General features: G+C 61.1%; 15 protein-coding genes. 7 read left to right on the top strand and 8 right to left on the bottom strand.

The genetic code is table 11. The annotated features are described in order from the left end of the window. A partial coding sequence (locus tag ACLK1G_RS17185) for a carbon starvation CstA family protein (protein ID WP_306110013.1) occupies positions 1–262 on the bottom strand: 262 nt, incomplete at its 3' end. Positions 263–591: 329 nt separating this feature from the next. Between ACLK1G_RS17185 and ACLK1G_RS17190 the strand changes: the two genes are divergently transcribed. Both ACLK1G_RS17190 and ACLK1G_RS17195 read left to right on the top strand, forming a co-directional pair. Then, positions 592–1953, top strand: coding sequence for a cache domain-containing protein (locus ACLK1G_RS17190; protein WP_420766510.1), 1362 nt, complete (start codon positions 592–594; stop codon positions 1951–1953). Between the two features lie 31 nt (positions 1954–1984). Next, positions 1985–2617 carry a response regulator gene (locus tag ACLK1G_RS17195; protein ID WP_420766511.1) on the top strand — a complete coding sequence of 211 codons (633 nt, stop codon included), beginning with the start codon at positions 1985–1987 and terminating at the stop codon, positions 2615–2617. Here the strand turns inward: ACLK1G_RS17195 and ACLK1G_RS17200 are convergent. Continuing rightward, positions 2604–3476, bottom strand: a complete 873-nt coding sequence (locus ACLK1G_RS17200; RefSeq protein ID WP_420766512.1) for an SDR family oxidoreductase — start codon at positions 3474–3476, stop codon at positions 2604–2606. The genes ACLK1G_RS17195 and ACLK1G_RS17200 overlap by 14 nt on opposite strands. Before the next feature lie 58 nt (positions 3477–3534). After that, positions 3535–4764 (bottom strand): arabinose transporter, encoded by a 1230-nt coding sequence (locus ACLK1G_RS17205; protein WP_420766513.1) that lies wholly within the window; start codon positions 4762–4764, stop codon positions 3535–3537. Between the two features lie 143 nt (positions 4765–4907). On the opposite strand from ACLK1G_RS17205, the gene ACLK1G_RS17210 reads away from it, so the two are divergent. The 4 genes from ACLK1G_RS17210 to ACLK1G_RS17225 all read left to right on the top strand — a co-directional run bounded on the left by ACLK1G_RS17210 (position 4908) and on the right by ACLK1G_RS17225 (position 9120). After that, positions 4908–5555, top strand: a complete 648-nt coding sequence (locus ACLK1G_RS17210) for a TetR/AcrR family transcriptional regulator (protein WP_420766632.1) — start codon at positions 4908–4910, stop codon at positions 5553–5555. A gap of 90 nt (positions 5556–5645) precedes the next feature. Continuing rightward, positions 5646–6437 (top strand): transporter substrate-binding domain-containing protein, encoded by a 792-nt coding sequence (locus ACLK1G_RS17215; protein ID WP_420766514.1) that lies wholly within the window; start codon positions 5646–5648, stop codon positions 6435–6437. 89 nt (positions 6438–6526) lie between these two features. Beyond that, a complete protein-coding gene (locus tag ACLK1G_RS17220; RefSeq protein ID WP_420766515.1) occupies positions 6527–8404 on the top strand; it encodes a DUF294 nucleotidyltransferase-like domain-containing protein in 1878 nt (625 codons plus the stop codon). Beyond that, positions 8401–9120 carry a 3'-5' exonuclease gene (locus ACLK1G_RS17225; RefSeq protein ID WP_420766516.1) on the top strand — a complete coding sequence of 240 codons (720 nt, stop codon included), beginning with the start codon at positions 8401–8403 and terminating at the stop codon, positions 9118–9120. The genes ACLK1G_RS17220 and ACLK1G_RS17225 overlap by 4 nt, the downstream gene beginning before the upstream one ends. 39 nt (positions 9121–9159) lie before the next feature. Here the strand turns inward: ACLK1G_RS17225 and ACLK1G_RS17230 are convergent, their stop codons facing one another. From ACLK1G_RS17230 to ACLK1G_RS17245, 4 genes are all read right to left on the bottom strand, one after another. After that, positions 9160–10830, bottom strand: a complete 1671-nt coding sequence (locus ACLK1G_RS17230) for a BCCT family transporter (protein ID WP_420766517.1) — start codon at positions 10828–10830, stop codon at positions 9160–9162. 284 nt (positions 10831–11114) lie between these two features. Further along, the gene (locus ACLK1G_RS17235) at positions 11115–12134 is read right to left on the bottom strand and encodes a TRAP transporter substrate-binding protein (protein ID WP_420766518.1); all 1020 of its coding nucleotides are present in this window, start codon (positions 12132–12134) and stop codon (positions 11115–11117) included. Positions 12135–12186: 52 nt separating this feature from the next. Further along, a complete protein-coding gene (locus ACLK1G_RS17240) occupies positions 12187–13467 on the bottom strand; it encodes a TRAP transporter large permease subunit (protein ID WP_420766519.1) in 1281 nt (426 codons plus the stop codon). Beyond that, positions 13464–14009: a TRAP transporter small permease gene (locus tag ACLK1G_RS17245; RefSeq protein ID WP_420766520.1), complete on the bottom strand. Its 546-nt coding sequence runs from the start codon at positions 14007–14009 to the stop codon at positions 13464–13466. The genes ACLK1G_RS17240 and ACLK1G_RS17245 overlap by 4 nt, the downstream gene beginning before the upstream one ends. Before the next feature lie 504 nt (positions 14010–14513). Between ACLK1G_RS17245 and ACLK1G_RS17250 the strand changes: the two genes are divergently transcribed. Then, positions 14514–14768 carry a phage infection protein gene (locus tag ACLK1G_RS17250; protein ID WP_420766521.1) on the top strand — a complete coding sequence of 85 codons (255 nt, stop codon included), beginning with the start codon at positions 14514–14516 and terminating at the stop codon, positions 14766–14768. Between the two features lie 228 nt (positions 14769–14996). On the opposite strand, the gene ACLK1G_RS17255 is transcribed toward ACLK1G_RS17250, so the two are convergent. Next, positions 14997–19865, bottom strand: a complete 4869-nt coding sequence (locus ACLK1G_RS17255) for an NAD-glutamate dehydrogenase (RefSeq protein ID WP_420766522.1) — start codon at positions 19863–19865, stop codon at positions 14997–14999. Positions 19866–19985: the final 120 nt, after the last annotated feature.

Below are 19985 nucleotides of genomic sequence, written 5' to 3' on the forward strand. Positions count from 1 at the left end.
TGTGCTTGTTGGTCGGGACGTAGTCCAGGCCATCGTTGTTGAGCACGGCAGGCGTGGCCCGGCGCGCATCGAGTTGCATCACGTTGTTGGCGATGAAGAGGCTGTAGTAGCGATAGGCGACCAGGTAGATGGCCACGGCTGCGACGACGATCCAGAGGGCGTTGATCGGCTCTCCGCGGCGCAAGGCCACGACACTCAGCGCACAAGCTCCCAGAACAGCCACGGCAAACCAGGCGAGGTGTTTAACCAGACGGGTTGTCATTGCGTGTCTCCTGCCGATATCCAATGGATTGCGGCGATTGTTTTTATAGTGTGCCCCGGCTATTCGGAGCCGGCCCAATATCCCTGCATGCCGTCAATAAATAAATCCGTAGTACTACGTAGAACCCCGATTCCCTTGTGGGAGCGAGCCTGCTCCGGGCGGCGATCCGACGAAAGCGGCGTGTCAGTTAATGATGATTTGACTGCCCCATCGCCTTCGTCGGATCGCCGCCCGGAGCAGGCTCGCTCCCACAGGTCTTATGCCGCGCGCACAGGTTTGGCATATGATGCCGCCATTCGCCTCCCCGCCGCGCCCGGACTGGAGTAAAGATGCTGCTCAAACACAAAATCGTTGCTCTCGGGATCCTGCCGCTGGTCCTGGCGATTGCTGTCATCGGTGCCTTGGTCATCTCGCTCAACCGCCAGTTGGGTGATCAACAGGCGCAACTGATCGAAGACAGCATCCTGGCGAGCAAGCGCGCCGAATTGAAGAACTACGTCGAGATGGCGCAGAGCCTGATCGCGCCGCTGTATGACAACGGCCAGGGCGACGCGCGGGCACAGCAGCAGGTACTGGAAGAGCTGCGCAAGCTCAGCTTCGGTATCAACGGATATTTCTTCGTGTACGACCGCCAGGGTCGCAGCCTGATGCACGCCCGGCAGTCGGAACTGGTCGGGCAATACCTTTGGGACATGAAAGATCCCCAGGGCTTGCCCGTCATCCAGGCGTTGCTCAAGAGCGCCGAATCGGGTGAAGGCTTCCAGCGTTATGCCTGGAACAAGCCGTCCTCCGGCCAGGTGACCGACAAACTGGCCTATGTCGTGATGCTCGATCGCTGGGGCTGGATGCTCGGCACCGGGATTTACCTGGAGGACGTGGAGCGTGCCACCCAACAAGCCCGCGCCGAAGTGGCCCAAGGCATCCACACCACGATGCAGGCAATCGCCGCCATTGCACTGATCGCAGTGCTGCTGGTGTTCGCCGGCGGCATTACCCTCAACGTCAGCGAGCATCGCCTGGCCGACAAGAAACTGCAGCGCTTGAACCAGCGCATTGTCAGCTTGCAAGAGGAAGAGCGCTCCCGGGTATCCCGTGAACTGCATGACGGCATCAGCCAACTGTTAGTGTCGATCAAGTTCCAGTTCGAGCTGGCCAGCCACGTCATCGAGAACGGCCAGGAAAATGGAGTGGGCATCTTGAAAAACGCCACGGACCGACTGGGTGAAGCCATCGGTGAAATCCGTAGCATCTCCCACGACCTGCGCTCGTCTTTGCTCGACACCCTGGGCCTGCCTGCCGCCATAGGCCAGCTTGCGGCCGAATTCGAGCAACGCAGCGGCCTGGAAGTGTCCTACCGAAGCAACGAATTCGACTGTCGCCTGGAAAACGGCGCACCGGTCTCGCTGTTTCGCATCGCCCAGGAAGCGCTGACCAACATCGAGCGTCACGCCGGGGCGAAGCGTGTCGCCATCACCCTGTTCGGCTCCGGCCAGTCCTTGCGACTGACCGTTGTGGATGACGGGATGGGCTTCAACGTTCCACAGGTCGAGCGCGGCCATACGGGCATCGGCTTGCGTAATATCCGCGAACGGGTCGAGCATTTCGGCGGGCGGCTGGACATGACATCGGTGCCAGGACGAAGCGAACTGGATATCCTCTTGCCCATGACCATGTCCACCACGGAAAGCTGATGCGCCTTGAATTCAACAAGAGCCCTTGTCGATGACCCTGTCTCCAGCCATACGCGTCGCCCTGGTCGACGATCATTCCCTGGTCCGGGACGGCATCCGCGCCCTGCTGTCCGTCATGCCCCGGCTGGATGTGGTTGGCGAAGCGGAGAATGGTGTACAGGCCATCGAAATGGTCGAACGCTGCCAGCCGGATCTTCTGTTGATGGACATCGGCCTCAAGGACATGAACGGCCTTGAGCTGACCCGGCTGCTGGGCAAGCAACACCCACGCCTGAAGATCCTGATGCTGAGCATGTACGACAATCATGAGTACGTCAGCGAATCGGTGCGCGCCGGCGCCAGCGGCTATGTCCTGAAGAACTCACCGTCCAAGGAAATCATCGCGGCCATCGAAGCCATCATCAGCGGCGGCACCTTCTACACCGCCGAGATTGCCCAGCGCCTCGTCACCGACCCGAACACCGACAGCGAGCTGACGCCGCGCGAGACCCAGGTACTGAAAAAAATGGTCGAGGGCCTCAATAACAAGGAAATGGCCCGCGAGCTGGACATCAGCGTCCGTACCGTCGAAACCCACCGCCTGAGCATCCGCCGCAAGCTCAACATCGACAAGCCCGCGGCCCTGGTGAAATACGCGATCGACCACGGGATCATTCCGCGCTGATGTAGTAACCAGGATGTTCAAGATCATCCAGCAACCCCGGCCCGCTCGGCACCCAACCCAATAAACCGCGGGTGTATTCACTGGATACCGCCATGTTCGCGCCTGCCATGTGAGCGAACCAGCCAAAATGCTCGCGCTCTCGGGACTCGATCGGCACCCCCAACCCACGTCCTATCGCGTGGGCAATTTCCTTGAAGGGCACGGCCTCGTCGGTAACGGCGTGGTAGACGGACTGGGTCACGCCCTGCTCCAGCGCCAATCGATAGACCCGTGCCGCATCCAGCCGATGCACGCCCGACCAGCAATGGCTACCGTCGCCGGGGTAAGCCGATACGCCCTGCTCACGGGCCAGACGAATCAGGATCGGTACGAATCCATAGTCGCCAGCGCCATGGACAGATGGCGCCAACCGTACCGTCGCCACGCGCACACCGCGCTCGGCCAGGTCCCTCGCCGTGGCCTCGGACTTGCGGGGCGAGGCCGGGCTGACCACTTCCAGCTCACTGGCGCCCCGGGTCAATCCGAACAAGCCCGAGGTCACCAATAGAGGTCGCTCGGAGCCTTGCAACGCGCCGCCCAATGCCAGAATCGCACGGCGGTCTTGCTCGGCATTCTCGGCAAATCGTGAAAAATCATGATTGAACGCGGTGTGAATTACCGCATCCGCCGCCAAAGCTGCGTGATGCAGGACATCCAGATCATCCAACGTCCCTTGAATTACTCTCGCGCCGGTGGCGGCGAGCGCGGCAACCTTTTCTTCGCAACGGGCCAGGCCGGTGACTTGATGCCCGGCGCCGAGCAAATCCTGCACCACGGCCGACCCAACCCAGCCCGTGGCACCGGTAACGAATACGTGCATGAGCAACGCTCCTGTCTGGAAAAGCGAGATAGAAAGTCTTCTATAACCTGAACAAGGCTCAGGATTTGTATTGAACTTGTATTTCCCGACTTCGGAGCAACATCAAGGCCACCCCGAACGACAACGCAACCGCAACAGCACCGCCCAGGTAAACCGCCTCGATGCCCCAACCACTGGCCAGCACACCAGCCAGCGGGCTGGTCATGCCCAGGGAAATATCGAGGAAGGCAACATAGGCGCCCATGGCGAGGCCACGTGACTGCGGCGGAGCACGCCGCACTGCTTCCACGCCAAAACCGGGAAACGCCAGGGAATAACCGAAGCCGGTAAACGCGGCGCCGAGATAGGCGATGAATGCCGTATCGGCGCCCCAGATGAGCAGCAGCCCAACGGCCTCGATCACGACGCAGACCAATGCGACACGCGCGCCACCGATCTTGTCTGGAAGATGCCCGAACAACAGCCGCGCGCTGATGAAGGCCAGACCGAACGCCGTGAACGCGAGCGAAGCGTTGCCCCAATCCCTGGCCGCGAATAACAAGGCAATGAATGCTGTGACGACACCAAAGCCGACGCTGCAAAACGCCAGGCCCATGCCGGGAACCCATACCGCGCCGAACATCTTGTAGAACGGTGTGCGCCGGGTCGCCGTAGGGGCTACGCCGCGGACGCCGGCGACAACCGCCAAGGCCAACAGCGCAATAAACGCCGACGCCACAACGATGCCCATGAATCCCCAACCCGAATCGAGCGCCACGCCAAGCGGGGCGCCCAGGGCGAACGCGCCATACATGGCAATGCCATTCCAGGCCATGACCTTGCCGGCATGCTGCCCCCCTACAAGACCGATGCCCCACCCCAACGCCCCGGTGACGATCAGGCTTTCACCGATCGCCAGCAGCACGCGACCGCCTACTAACAGCCAGACTGACAACACCGGCGTAGCGACGAACGCCAGGGACAGCAGATAGACCAAAGCGGAAACCGCCGCCGTCACCAGCCCGACCATGACCGCGCGCTTGCCACCGCGCAGATCGGCGAAATTGCCGGCCCAGGATCGCGACAGCAGCGCCGCGGCGAACTGTGCACCCACTACCAGGCCAATCACCAACGTGCCCATCCCCAGCGTGTCGTGCAAATGAAGCGGCAAAACTGGCAGTTGCATGCCGATGGTGAGAAAGCCGATGAACACGGTCAACGTGAGCGGCAACAACTTGAATACCGGATTGGTTTCGACGGCTGCCGGGGGCGCCGCAGAGGCACCCGGATGAATATCTTCTTGAGTCATAACCCTACCCATGGAAAGGGACGCGAAGTGAAGTTGAATGCCGCTTGCGCAGCCGCCTAAAATGCGATCAATTAGTCGCATTCAAGATACGAATAATCCGTCGTATTTCCTATTCGCATTCCTTTTCCGAGGCCGATGCCGCCATGTCCGATCGCCCAAGCCCGCAGATTTCCTCACGCAAGCAGCCTAAACAGGCACGGTCCACCGAGCTTGTGGCGGCAGTCCTCGAAGCGGCTGTTCAGGTTTTGGCGAGTCAGGGCGCCCAACGCTTCACCGTTGCCCGCGTTGCCGAGCGAGCGGGTGTGAGCGTCGGATCGGTGTATCAGTACTTTCCGAACAAGGCAGCGATCCTGTTTCGGCTGCAAAGTGATGAATGGCGGCAGACCAGCGATATGTTGCGAGACATTCTGGAAGATCCCTCCACGCCGCCCCTCTCGCGGTTACGAACCCTTGTGCAGGCGTTCATCCAGTCCGAGTGCGACGAAGCGCAGATTCGCGTCGCGCTCAACGACGCTGCGCCACTTTATCGGGATGCGCCTGAGCACCAGGCGGCACGTACTTCAGTGCAGGCATCGGTGGATGCGTTCATGCAGCAAGTGCTGCCGGACGCGAGTATGCAAACCCGCGCCCTGGCCGGTGAGCTGATCATCGCCACCCTCAGCTCCGTGGGGAAACGGTTTTCGGCAACGCCTCGCGTTCGGCAAGAAGTCCAGAGCTATGCCGATGCCATGGCAGATATGTTCTGCGCCTACCTGAAAAACCTCCAGGCGTGCGAGAGCACGGCAGGCTGAGCATTCGCGTCGACGTTCCAGTGACAGCCCGCCGGCAGTTTTACTACACTCCCCCGTCTTGTCCCCTTCCCTTGCGAGACGTCCCATCCCATGAAAACCATAACAAGCACGATGACGCTCTTTGGCCTGTTGGCATTCTGCGGCAGCGCCCTGGCCGAACCAACGGCTTCGCATCTGGACAAAGTGATCCAGCAAGGTGAACTGCGCGTGTGCACCACCGGCGACTACAAGCCCTACACCTACAAGGCCGAATCGGGGGAATACGAAGGCATCGACATCGACATGGCCCGCTCGCTGGCCGCCAGCCTGGGCGTCAAGGCGCAATGGGTCCAGACCACTTGGAAAACGTTGATGCCGGACATGCTGGCGGGCAAGTGCGACATCGGGATGGGCGGGATTTCGGTGACCCTGGAACGACAGAAGAAAGCCTATTTCAGCAACACCCTGGACGTGGATGGCAAGATCCCGCTGGTGCGTTGCGAAGACCAGTCGCGCTACCAGACCATCGAGCAGATGAACCAGCCTTCGGTGCGCCTCGTCGAGCCGGCCGGTGGCACCAACGAAGCCTTCGTGCGGGCATTCCTGCCCAAGGGCCAGCTCGCCTTCCATGACAACGTGACGATCTTCCAGGAGCTGTTGGACAAACGCGCCGACGTCATGATCACCGATGCCTCCGAAGCGCTCTACCAGCAGAAACTCAAGCCGGGCCTGTGCGCCGTCAACCCGACCCGCTACCTGCAATATGGCGAGAAAGCCTATCTGCTGCCCCGTGACGACAACACCTGGAAGATGTACGTCGACCAGTGGTTGCACCTGAGCAAGGCCAACGGCAGCTATCAGAAAGTCATCGGGCAGTGGCTGGCCGTGCCCCAAGCCCAATAACGAAGCGGTGGCCGTACACGCTCCCTGGTTTGTGTGCGGCGCCATGGTCTGGCATGTTGGGCCTTCAAACAGAACTGTCACGAGGCCCCATGCAGATCGAATTATTGGAAATCAGTGAGCACCTTCATCGTTTTCCGCCATTCGATGCCCTTCCCCAGGAGACCCTGGAGGAAATTGCCCGGCGCGTCGAAGTCGCGTATTTCAAGGCCTCAAGCCCGATCCTCGAAGCAGGTGCGGCCATCCATGACCTGCACTACGTACGCAGTGGCGCGGTCGAGATCTATCGGCGAAGCGGCGAATTGTACAACCGGCTGGTCGAGGGCGATATCTTTGGCCAGGCGGGCTTGCTGCGCAGCAACCGGGTGCGCTTCCCGGCCAAGGCCCTGGAAGACAGCCTGATCTATTTCATTCCGGCGGATGTATTCGCCCAGTTATGCGAGCGGCACGACAGTTTCGCCGACTTCGTCGAAGCCGAGGGGCATTCCAGGCTCAAGTCAGCCGTCGAGGCCCAAGGCCGTGCGAGCGAGCTGATCCAGCTCAAGTCCCGAGCATTGATTTCCCGGGATCTGGTCTGGGTTACGCCGCAAACCAGCGTCCGGGAAGCCGCACAGTTGATGACCGAACGAAGCGTTTCCTGTGTCGTGGTCCTTGAGCCAGCCGGGAAACACCCCGAGCAGATGCTCGGCATCGTGACCGACCGGGACCTGCGCACCCGCGTTGTGGCCGCCAACCGCAGCGGCGAAACCACCATCGGCGAAGTGATGTCGATCGACCCGGTGGCCATCCAGGCCGATGACTCGGTGTTCGAGGCGATGCTGTGCATGCTCAGGAGCAACATCCATCACCTTCCGGTGATGCACAAGGGCCGCACGCTGGGCTTGATCAATCTGTCGGACATCATCCGACACGAGTCTCAGAGCAGCCTGTACCTGGTGAACAGTATTTCCAACCAGACCAGTGTCGAGGGTCTTCGCTCATTACTGCGCGACCTACGCGGGACCTACATTCGCATGGTCCGCGACGGCGCGACCGCCCACATGATCGGCAGCGCCATCTCGGGCATTGGCCGTGCCTTCACCCAGCGCCTGCTTGAACTGGCCGAACGCGAACTGGGACCACCACCGGTTCCGTATTGCTTCATGGTGCTGGGCTCGATGGCCCGTGACGAACAATTGCTTGTCACCGACCAGGACAATGCCCTGGTGCTGGACGATCGTTTCGACCCAGCGCTGCATGACGATTACTTTCGCAAGCTGGCTGCGTTCGTCAGCGACGGGCTCGCCCAATGCGGCTACAGCTACTGCAAGGGCGGGATCATGGCGACCAACGTCCAGTGGCGCCAGCCATTGCGAGTGTGGCGTGGCTATTTCAGCCAGTGGATCGAGAAACCGAACGCCGCCACCCTGCTCAACAGCTGCATCTTTTTTGACTTGGACGGGGTCTATGGCGCGCTGGACATGGTCGAATCGCTCAAGACGCTTTGCGCGCAGAAGTCCAGGGATACTCCGGCTTTCCTAGCGGCGATGGCGCGCAACGCATTGAATCGCACGCCGCCCCTGGGTTTCTTTCGCACATTTGTCATGGAAACGGATGGGGAACAAAAACAGATCATCAACCTCAAGGGCCGTGGCACGGCGCCCCTCACCGACCTGATCCGCATCCACGCGCTGGCGTGTGGCACCACGGCGCAAAATTCATTCGATCGGCTCGATGCCATCGGCCAAACGCAATGGGTACCACCCGAGGCCATCGAGCATCTGCGCTACGCATTGGAGTTCCTGTCGATGGTGCGCATACGGCACCAGGTCGATGCCATCGAACAGGGTCGCAAACCGGATAATTACATCGAGCCCGAGCGCTTCTCAACCGCTGAGCGGCACAACCTCAAGGAAGCCTTCCAGGTGTTGAGCAATGCCCAGAAATTCCTGCGTTTCCGCTACCCCGGTCACGCCCGGCCATCCCGATGAACGCCCCACGAGTAGCGACCGAACGGACGATGCCGGACTGGGCGGCGCGCTTCGAACAACTGGCGCGACAAGCACGCCATCCCCTGCTGCAGCGTTTCTACCAGACAGGGGTGATCGACGGCCAGACCGCGTTGGAACAAGTGGAACTGCTGGCCATGGACTTGGAAACCACTGGTTTGAACGCCCGCAGCAACAGCATCGTCAGCATTGGCCTGATGCCTTTCACCCTCAAGCGAATACGTTGCGGCGAAGCCCTGTACTGGGTCATCAAACCTTCCACGCTGACCCATGAGTCGGTGACATTCCATCGCATTACCCATGCCGACATCCGTCATGCCCCTCGATTCCCGGACATCATGGACAACCTGCTGGAAGCATTGGCGGGGCGAATCATGGTGGTGCACTACCGGGCCATCGAGCGCGACTTTCTGGACGAGGCGTTTCGGCGTCACCTTGGAGAGGGCCTGCAGTTTCCGGTCATTGATACGATGCAGCTGGAGGCATGGCGGGTCAGGGGTCGTCGCCGTTGGCTGGACCGGCTGTTGCGGCGGCCACCGGCCTCCATCCGGCTGGCCGATACGCGTCTGCGTTATCGACTGCCCACCTATCACGCCCACCATGCATTGACCGATGCACTGGCCACGGCCGAGCTGTTGCAAGCGCAGGTAGCCACCCATTACAGCCCGTCCGTGGCGGTCGGGCAGCTCTGGGATTGAACGCTGGGGCGCGTCTCGCCCCAGCCAATCTTCAGGCGATCAGGATCGCGGTTCTGACATCAACCCCTTCACCAGGGAAATACAACCCAGCAGCAGAACGATGGCAAAGGGAAGCCCGGTCGAAACCGCCATGGCCTGCAAGGCGACCAGCCCCCCACCCAACAGCAGCGCAATCGCGATCACGCCCTCGATGACAGCCCAGAAAACCCGTTGGGGCACAGGCGCATCGACCTTGCCGCCGGCCGTGATGGTGTCGATTACCAGCGAGCCGGAGTCCGACGAAGTGATGAAGAACACGATCACCAGCACGATGCCCAGCAACGAGGAAATTTCCTTGAGGGGCAGCGCCTCCAGCATCGCGAACAGCTTAAGTTCCAACACTGCATCCTTTACCCCACTCAATCCCTGCAAGGTGGCCTGGTCGATGGCCGTCCCGCCAAAAGTGGTCATCCACAGCACCGATACCAGCGAAGGCACCAGCAAGACAGAAATCAGAAATTCCCGGACGGTCCGGCCCCGGCTGACCCGCGCAATGAACATGCCTACAAAGGGCGACCAGCTGATCCACCAGGCCCAGTAGAACGCTGTCCAGCCCTGGGTGAACTCGGCGTCCGTACGGCCGAAAGGATTGGACAATGCGGGCAGGTATTCAGCGTAGGTCACCACGTTCTTGAAGAAGCCGGTAAGAATGGCCAAGGTGGGACCGACCACGATGATGAAGAGCAGCAACAGGAGCGCCAGGCCCATATTGATTTCCGAGAGCAGCTTGACGCCCTTCTCCAGCCCGGCCAGAACCGACCACAGGGCAATCAGCGTGATACCGATGATCAGTACCACTTTGCTGACGTTGGACGATGGAATGCCGAACAGATGTTCAATCCCCGCCGCGGCCTGCTCGGCACCGATGCCCAGCGAGGTCGCCAGCCCGAACAGCGTGGCGAACACCGCCAGGATATCGATGATATGCCCTGGCCAGCCCCAGACGCGCTCCCCCAGCAACGGATAGAAAATCGAGCGAATCGACAGCGGCAAGCCTTTGTTGAACGAGAACAGCGCCAAGGACAACGCCACGATGGCGTAGATGGCCCAGGGATGCAGACCCCAGTGAAAAATCGTCGCAGCCATCGCCAGGTCCGCAGCGCCTTTCATATCGCCCGCTGCGCCATCGAGGGGGGCCCAGTCCGTGCGTACCCCGCTGGGATCGAGCGTCACGCCCCCCATCGCGGCGGCATAATGCGACATGGGCTCCGCTACGCCGTAGAACATGAGCCCGATGCCCATCCCGGCGGCGAACAACATGGAGAACCAACCCACATAGGTATGATCGGGCGTGGCATCGCGACCGCCCAATCGCACCTTGCCCAGTGGCGAAACGATCAACGCCAGGCACAACAGAACGAAAATATTGCCTGCGCTCATGAAGAACCAGGCCAGGTGCCGGGTCAGCCATCCGCGCATGGCGCTGAAAAGCGGCTCGACTTCATTTTGCAGCGCCAGCGTCACGATGACGAACAACAAAACGGTGGCGGCAGAGATGAGGAAAACCTTGCCATGGATGTCCAGGGAGAAAGAAAACTCACCGCGGAAATTGTCCTGTCCGATGACGTAGTCTGTTTCGATGAGATTTGCCCCGCCGCTAGGGGCAGGTATCCCCTCCGTACCGGGCGTCTGGGATTTTCCTGATAGATCGTCTACAGGATCTTTACCCACGTGAACCTCCTTTGATTATGCAACACGCACGCGCGCGTGATGGTCTGAAAAGCCCCGCTGTTCCAAGTGAAAACGAGAGTAAGTGCCATAGCCTAACAAGTCTGGAGGCATGCCTGTGACATCGACCGGCCATGACTGTTCCACAAACGACATCAGGTTGGGCCTACGAGACGCCGCGACCGTACTGGTTGCGCATCGAAGTCATCCGCCCCCAGGCAAAACGAAGGGCGCCGGGACAGTGTCCGGGCGCCCTTCGTATGGACCGTCCGTGGGGGTGCTTCAACTCACTGCGCGGCACGCACCTTGTTGATTTCGTCGTACATCATTTTCACCAGATCCCCGTCCAACGACTTGGCGAACTTGTCGACGACTGGCTTCACGCGCTCGCGAAAGCGGTCTTTCTCGGCCGGGGTGATTTCATTGACGGTCATCGCACCGGCCAGCGTCGCCTTGGCCTTTTCCATGCTCGTCTCGGTGACTTCACGCTGGAAGGTCTGCGCCTCGGCCGCGGCTGCGCGAATCATTGCCTTTTCGTCGTCGTTGAGGCGGTTCCAGGTTTTCTGGCTGATGATCAACGACTGCGGGTTGAAGATGTGGCCGGTGACGGAAAGATATTTCTGCACCTCGTAGAACTTGTTGCCCTCGATCACCGTGAACGGGTTTTCCTGGCCGTCGATGGTGTGCTGCTCAAGGCCCGTGTACACCTCGGGGAACGCCATCGGCACCGGGTTGGCGCCCAGGGCTGAGAAGGTTTCCAGGTAGATCGGTGACTGGATGACGCGCAGCTTCAAGCCCTGCAGGTCTTCGAGCTTGGTCACCGGGTGCTTGCTGTTGGTCAGGTTCCGGAACCCCAGGTCCCAATAACCCAGCCCTACCAGCCCCTTGCTGTCCAGCTGTGCCGCCAGTTTCTGCCCGACCGGCCCATCGATGACGGCATGGGCCTCCTTGACGTCGTTGAACAGGAAGGGGAAATCGAGCATGGCGTAATCCGGTGCCTGGGCGGCCAGGATGCCGGAGTTGAGCACGGTGATGTCCAAGGTGCCGCCCTGCAATGCCGACACCGTTTGCACGTCGCCGCCCAGGGTTCCGCCAGGGAACAGGCGGACCTTTATCTTGCCGCCGCTCTTTTCACTGAGCAGGTCGGCGAACTTCTGCGCGCCCTGGCCCTGGGGATGTTCCTTGACGTTCTGGAACGCGAATCGCAAGGTCCGCTCACGGATCTCGTCCGCGTGGCTGGCCACGCCGGTCAGCAGCAAGCCCGTCGCGCACGCCCCGGCCAGCAAGGTTTTCATCAGTTTTCCCATGTCACTCTCCGATCGTTATTGTTTTTAAAGGTCGAGCCAGCGAGCACCGGTGTCAGCCGGTGAAGAATTTCAACGGTCCCAGTACCAGTTGCGGAAACAGCACCAACAGCAACAGCACCACAAATTGCGCAATCATGAACGGCCAGACCCCCCGGACTATTTCCTCGAACTCCAGCTTCGCCACGCTGCAGACCACGTTCAGCACCGTGCCCACGGGCGGCGTGATCAAGCCAATCGCAGTGTTGATCAGAAACAGCACGCCGAAATACACCGGGTCGATCCCCGCCTGGATCACCGCTGGCATCAATACCGGCGTCAGGATGAGGATGGTCGGGGTCATGTCCATCACCGTACCGACCAGGATGATCAACGCCATCATCACCAGCAGCAGGAGCGTCTGGTTGTCCATGAACGGCGCGAGCAGTTCCGCCAGCTGGCCCGGCAGGTCGGCGATGGTCACCAGCCACGATGAAACCATGGCCGCCGCCACCAGCAGCATCACCACCGAGGTGGTCCTGGCCGAAGACAGGATCACTTCGTACAGCTGGCTGATCTTCATCTCCCGGTAGATCACCAGGGACACGAACAGCGAATAGACTGCCGCGACCACTGCTGCCTCCGTTGGCGTGAAGATGCCGAACTTGAGGCCCAGGATGATGATCAACGGCAAGCCCATCGCCCAACTGCCATCGAGCAACGTGCGTAGCACCTCGGCACGGGAACGCTTGGGCGCCGTCTCGACGTTCTCGCGCCGGGAGATCAACCACCAGGCGATGGCCAGCCCGACGCCGAGCATCAGCCCCGGCACGATACCGGCCAGGAACAGCTTGGAAATCGACACGCCGGACGCCACGCCAAAAACGATGAAGCCGATGCTGGGCGGAATCACTGGCGCAATGGTGCTGCCGGCGGCGATCAGCCCGGCCGAACGTCCCCGGTTGTGCCCCGCCAACACCATCATCGGCACCAGCAACGCCGCCAACGCCGCCGCATCGGCCACCGCCGAACCGGAAAGCGAGGCCAGCAGGCAGGAGGCAATGATCGCGACGTAACCCAGGCCGCCGCGCTTATGCCCAACCAGCGCCATGGCAATGTTGACGATGCGCTTGGATAACCCGCCGACATTCATGACTTCGCCGGCCAGCATGAAGAACGGCACGGCCATCAGCGGAAAGCTGTCGGCGCCATTGAGCAAATTCTGCGCAATGATCTGCGCGTCGAACAAGTCCAGGTAAAACATCAACGCGACGCTGACCACCAGCAAGGCAAAGGCAATCGGGATACCCAACGCCATGCTGCCCAGCAACGACCCGAGAAAAATAGCCAACGTCATGGGCGGGTACTCTTGAGGGTGTCAGAGTTGAGGCCGGCGGCTTCGCTTTCCTCGACTGACAAAGGATCGTCATCCCGCAGTTTGCCGAACAATGCCAGGTACAGTTCGTACAGCAGGATCGCCGTGGCGCTGACCCCGAACACCAGCCCGGCGGCGTAGAACAGCGCCATCGAAAGGCCCGAAGCCGGCGCGACCACGTTGAGGTTGATCACCGCCTGCTGCCAACTGCCGCTGACGATCAGTCCGCAAATGTAGAGCATCAGCAGATGCCCGATGACCAGGCAGGCACGCTTGCCTGCTGGCGGCAAGCGCTTGACCAGGCTGTTCATGCCCAGGTGCGCCCGGTCCTTGAGCGCCACGAGGGCACCTAGAAAAATCATCCAGACGAAGAACCAGCGCGACAGTTCCTCCGACACACTGATGCCGGAGTTGAAGGCATAGCGCAGCACTACATTGCCGAACACCAGCACGATCATCGCGACCATGCACAGCACGATCAGCAACTTGAGCAGCTTGAAATACAGATCGACGACTTTTGTCATCTTGACACCTCCAGGTTGATCCAGACACCGGCCGTGTAGCCGGCGACAGGGCGAGCGCTATCGGATCGACGCTGGAATATTCCGGAAAGCACCGCAAAGGGAGGTACGCAATGAGGACAAGTTCGGTTGACGGGCACGCATGAGGGGATCCTCTGTTTTTATTATGGCCTCGCCTGGACATGGCAAGGCTGGGTGACCGCTAAAATGTACTACCCAGTTAATCCGGTCAATAACCTTGCTTGACCGGATGACCGATCCAGGCGGAACTACCGTGCGATTATCGGTCACCGTTGCGAGGCGCCCCGCAGCCTCCCGGTTGGGCGAGGGATTTTTCGAATGCGTTTTGTATCGCTCTGTATAGGAGCAGCCGATTGATACGAATCCGCCGATTTCGGTCCTTTGCGGCACACATCCTCGATACACCCGGGCGCTTAACTGCACACACCGGACAGCAGCACACACCCGCTGCACTGGCCCACTCAATCAAGCGCAAGGAGAACTACCATGATCAACTTCTCGAAACTCTCGTCCCTGGCAATCGCCCTGACCCTGGTTGGCGGCGCCGGCCTGTCAAACATCGCCTCGGCCCAGGGTGCGCCGGCCGCTGACCACGCAGCGCATCAGCTGGCTGAAGGTGGATCGGATCGCCTGATCGAGAATCGCGTAGCCGAAGGCGGCTCCGATCGTTTGATCGAGAATCGCGTAGCCGAAGGCGGGGCTGATCGGTTGCAGGAGCTGCGTGAACGCAGCACTGTGTGACAGCGCTTTTCTGTGGCGAGGGGATTTATCCCCGCTGGGCTGCGCAGCAGCCCTAAAGCCTTCGCCTCTGTCTTACAGGCCCACCGAGCTGCCTGATTTGGGTCTGCTGCGCAGCCCAGCGGGGATAAATCCCCTCGCCACAAGAGCTTTCTGGCCTTCATGGGCTGGAACATCACCCATAAAAAAGCCCCGCATCTCTCGATGCGGGGCTTTTTATTCAACGGTGAATCAGTTGGCCGTCACGACCGCCTGACCACTCAGCGCCAGGTCCAGCAGCTCGCGGTTGGCCACCGCATACATGGCGTAGTCGGTGCCGCTGGCGGCACGGATGTCCACCAGCATGGCGCGCCAGCGCTCGACCATTTCACGATGCTGCTCGAGCCACAGCGCCAGGCGGGTTTCCACGTCCTGGCTACCGTCACCTTCCTGCAGGACCGAGATGGTGATCGCCCGTTGCTGCCAGTCGATGTCATCGCGGAACGCTTCACGGGCCAGGGCCTGCCAGTTGTTTTCAACCGGCAAGGCACTGATTTGCTGCAGGTACCAGGTGATGTCAAGCGCGCTGCCCACGGCGAAGTAAGCCTTGGCCACGTCGGCGGCGTTCTGGCCGGTGACGTCGGACGCCTCGATGATCGGCAACAAGGTGTACAGGTGCGTAGTACCGGCAACCATGCGCGCCAGCAGTTCCGGCACGCCGGCCGCCACGTAGGCCTGGTAGCGAGTCTGCCAACCTTCGCGGGTCGGGCCTTCCAACAGTTCGTCGAGCTTGAGGCCCAACGCCGCCAGGTGCGGACCGAAGTGAGCGACGTCACGGGCAGCGTTCTGCTCGTTGCGGCGGCTGCGCAGGAACCAACGCGTGGCGCGACGACCCAGGCGCATCAGCTCATCCATCAGCTCCAGCTGCACGTCGGCGGAAACCTGGTGGTCCAGGGCTTCGATCTGGCGGAACCAGTGTGGGAGATGGAAGATATCCCGCACGATCACATAAGCACCCGCCACGTTCGCCGGGCTCATGCCCGTCGACTCTTTCAACCGCTGGACGAAGGTGATGCCCATGTGGTTGACCAGGTCGTTGGCGATCTGGGTGCTGACGATCTCGCGCTTCAGGCGATGGCGACGCATGGCCTCGGAGAACTTGCTCACCAGCGTTGGCGGGAAAGCCGTCTCCATGTCACGGGTCAGGTAATCATCGTCCGGCACCAAGGAGTTGAGCAGCGCTTCCTTGAGGTCGATCTTGCTGTAAGAGATCAGCACCGACAGTTCGGCACGGGTCAGGCCATGGCCCGCCGCGACACGTTCGGCCAGTTGTTCTTCGGTCGGCAGGAACTCGATGGCGCGGTCCAGCTTGCCACGGGCTTCCAGGTCGTTCATCAAGCGCTTGTACTCGGCGATCCGCACGAAGGCGCGGCGTGCCGCCAGGGACAAGGCCTGGGTCTGCTTGTAGTTGTTGCCCAACACCAGGCCACCGACTTCGTCGGTCATGCTCGCCAGCAACTGGTTGCGTTGCTTGTCGGTCATGTCGCCGGCCTGCACCACTTCGTTGAGCAGGATCTTGATGTTCACTTCGTGGTCGGAGCAGTCCACGCCACCGGCGTTGTCGATGAAGTCGGTGTTGGTGGCGCCGCCATTGAGGCCGAACTCGACGCGACCCAGTTGGGTCATGCCCAGGTTACCGCCCTCGCCCACCACCTTGCAGCGCAATTCGTTGCCGTTCACGCGCAGTGCATCGTTGGCCTTGTCGCCGACATCGGCGTGGCTTTCGGTGCTGGCCTTGACGTAAGTGCCGATACCGCCGTTCCACAACAGGTCCACCGGCGCCTTGAGCAAGGCGTTCAGCAGTTCTGTCGGGGTCAGTTTGTCGGCCTTGATGTCGAAGCGCTCTTTCATCTGCGGCGAGATCGCGATGCTCTTCGCGCTGCGCGAGAAGATGCCGCCGCCCTCGGACATGATGCTGGTGTCGTAGTCGGTCCAGGCCGAACGCGGCAGCTCGAACAGACGCTTGCGTTCGGCAAAGCTGCTGGCAGGCTCTGGGTTCGGGTCGATGAAGATGTGCAGGTGGTTGAAAGCCGCGACCAGTTGCAGCTTGTCGGACATCAACAAGCCGTTGCCGAACACGTCGCCGGCCATGTCGCCGACGCCCACCACGGTGATGCTGTCTTGCTGGACGTTGATGCCGCGCTCGCGGAAGTGGCGCTGCACGCCGACCCACGCGCCCTTGGCGGTGATGCCCATTTTCTTGTGGTCGTAGCCGGCCGAACCGCCGGAGGCGAACGCATCGCCCAACCAGAAGCCGTAGTCGATGGCGATGCCGTTGGCGATGTCGGAGAAGGTCGCGGTGCCCTTGTCCGCCGCGACCACCAGGTACGGGTCATCGTCGTCATGCCGCACAACGTTGGCCGGCGGTACCAGCGCGCCGTCCTTCAGGTTGTCGGTGATGTCCAACAGGCCCGAAATGAAGATGCGGTAGCAGGCGATGCCCTCGGCCGCGATCTCGTCCCGGCTGCCGCCCAATGGCAGGCGACGCGGCAGGAAACCGCCCTTGGCGCCCACCGGCACGATCACCGAGTTCTTCACTTGCTGGGCTTTTACCAGGCCCAGCACTTCGGTGCGGTAGTCTTCTTCACGATCCGACCAGCGCAGACCGCCACGGGCAACGTTGCCGAAGCGCAGGTGCACGCCTTCGACCCGTGGCGAGTAGACGAAGATTTCGAACTTCGGCACCGGCTTCGGCAGTTCCGGAATCAGGTGCGGGTTGAACTTGAAGCTGAAGTACGACTTGTTCTGGCCGTTGGCGTCGGTCTGGTAGAAGTTGGTCCGCAAGGTAGCCTTGATCAGGTCCAGATAGCGACGCAGGATGCGGTCTTCGTTGAGTACCTGCACCTCGTCCAGGGCCGAGAGGATCGCTTGCTCCAGACGCAGTTGCTTGTCTTCCAGGTCGTCGCCGCTGAGCTTGCGCGCCAGGTAGAAACGGGTCTTGAACAACCGGGTCAATTCGCGAGCGATGTCGGTGTGGTTGTTCAGGGTACTGGCGATGTAGCCGAGGTCGAAGCCCAGGCGGATCTGTTTCAGGTAGCGGGCGTAGGCACGTAGCAACGCCACGTCGCGCCATGGCAGGCCGGCGGTCAGCACCAGGCGGTTGAACGCATCGTTCTCGGCATCACCACGCACGATGTGGACGAACGCGTCCTGCAAGGTGTCGTTGAGTTGCTGGATGTCGAGGTCCAGGCCTTCGGCGGCGGTGAAGGCGAAATCATGGATCCAGAACTCGCGGCCATTGGTGTGGCGCAGGCGGTACGGGAACTCGCCCAGCACGCGCAGGCCGAGGTTTTCCAGGATCGGCAGCACGTCGGACAGCGCCAGCGGCGTGTCGGCGTGATACAGCTTGCAGTGCAGCTCACGCTGGCCGGAGACCTGGCCCAACGGTTGGTAGAAGCTCATCACCAGCGGGTTGGTTTCACTCAGGCTCAGCAGGTGTTGCATGTCCACCACGGCGGAGTGCGCGGCAAAGCGCTCGCGGTAGCCGGCCGGGAAGCCTTTCGGGAAATCCGACAGCACGTTGGTGCCCTGGGCTTCGCCGAAGCTCTCGATGACCAGGCTGGCGTAGTCGTCCTTCCAACTGCGGCAGGCCTGCACGACTTCTTTTTCCAGCAGCAGCGGGTCGATGTCGATGCGGTTCTTCGGGTCCACCCGCAGGATCAATTGCACGCGGGCCAGTACGGACTCGGAGAAGAAGGTCCAGAACTCGCAATCCGACGCCTTCAGGCGATCCATCAGCACTTGCTGGATCTTCTGGCGAACTTCGGTGGAGTAGATGTCACGCGGCACGTAGGCCAGGCAGTAGCAGAAACGGCCGTACGGGTCCTTGCGCAGGAACACGCGAATCTTGTTGCGTTCCTGGATCTGCACGATCGACATGACGGTGCTGAACAGCTCGTCCACCGGGGTCTGGAACAGGTCGTCGCGGGGCAGCACTTCAACCACCTGGGCCAGTTCCTTGCCCAGGTGCGCCTTGGCCTGGAAGCCCGAGCGACGTTCGATTTCCTCGACCTTGCGGCGGATGTACGGAATGACCCGCACGCTCTCGCCATACACCGAGGAGGTGTAAAGGCCCATGAAGCGGCATTCCTTGACGACCTTGCCGTTGGCGTCGATCTCGCGGATCGATACGTAGTCCGGGTAGGCCGGACGGTGTACGCGGCTCGGGTGCGCGGCCTTGGCGAACGACAGCAGGGTCGGTTCGCGCAGGTAGTTGACGGCGTAGTCTTCGATGCGCAGGTCTTCGGCGGTCAGGCCGGCGCGCAGCAATTTGGTCAGGCCGAGGAAGGACTCGGGGTCGTACTCGATGTGACCGCCATCGGCTTCGTCGCGAACCACGAACTCTTCATAGCCCAGGAACGTGAAGTGGTTACCCACCAACCATTCCAGGAAGCTCTTGATCTCGGCCTTTTCGTCGGCGTCGGTGGCGTAGGCGCTGTTGTCCAGGCTCGCGAGGATTTCCTGCACCTTGGCTTTCATCGGCTCGAAATCAGCCACGGCGACGCGCACTTCGCCCAGCACCTGCTCAAGCTCCTTGCTCAGGACGTTGAGTTCGGCGGCGTTGGCGCAGCGGTCGATTTCCAGGTACATCAGCGACTCTTGCAGCACGTCGTCGCCCTGGGTGCCCTTCGGCAGGATCTCCAGCAACTCGCCCTTGCTGCCGCGACGCACGCTCAGGACGGTGGTTTGCAGGGTATGGATGCTGTAGCCGCGACGGTTCAGCTCGGTGCGGACCGAATCCACCAGGAACGGCAGGTCATGGTGCAGCACTTCGACGGCGGTGTGGGTCGATTGCCAGCCGTGGCGTTCGTAATCGGGGTTATAGACGCGCACCTGCGGTTGCGCGTGGTCGAAGCGCTCAAGCAGGCGCCAAGCGGACAGGGTGCAGCCGGCGAGGTCGGACAACCGGCGCTGGGTGAGTTCATCGAGGGAAATGATGCCGAAAAATTGTTCAGCGAACAGCGCCACTTGTGGCAGTGCCTGTTCACTGATGTGCTGCGCCAGTGCCGCTTGCAGTTGATGCTGGAAGTCGGCTTTGCTGGCTGCGGTGAAGAACGCCATCTGTGGTACTCCGCTTGGGCTTGTTATTGATGAAAGCGTCGCGTGCAGCCCCTTTCGGGGCCGTCGGCCATCCCGTTCCTGATTCTCGGGCAGAGGAAACAGGATGACAGGTGGGTGAAG

It is taken from the genome of Pseudomonas algeriensis (genome assembly GCF_048847255.1).
Taxonomy (GTDB): domain Bacteria; phylum Pseudomonadota; class Gammaproteobacteria; order Pseudomonadales; family Pseudomonadaceae; genus Aquipseudomonas.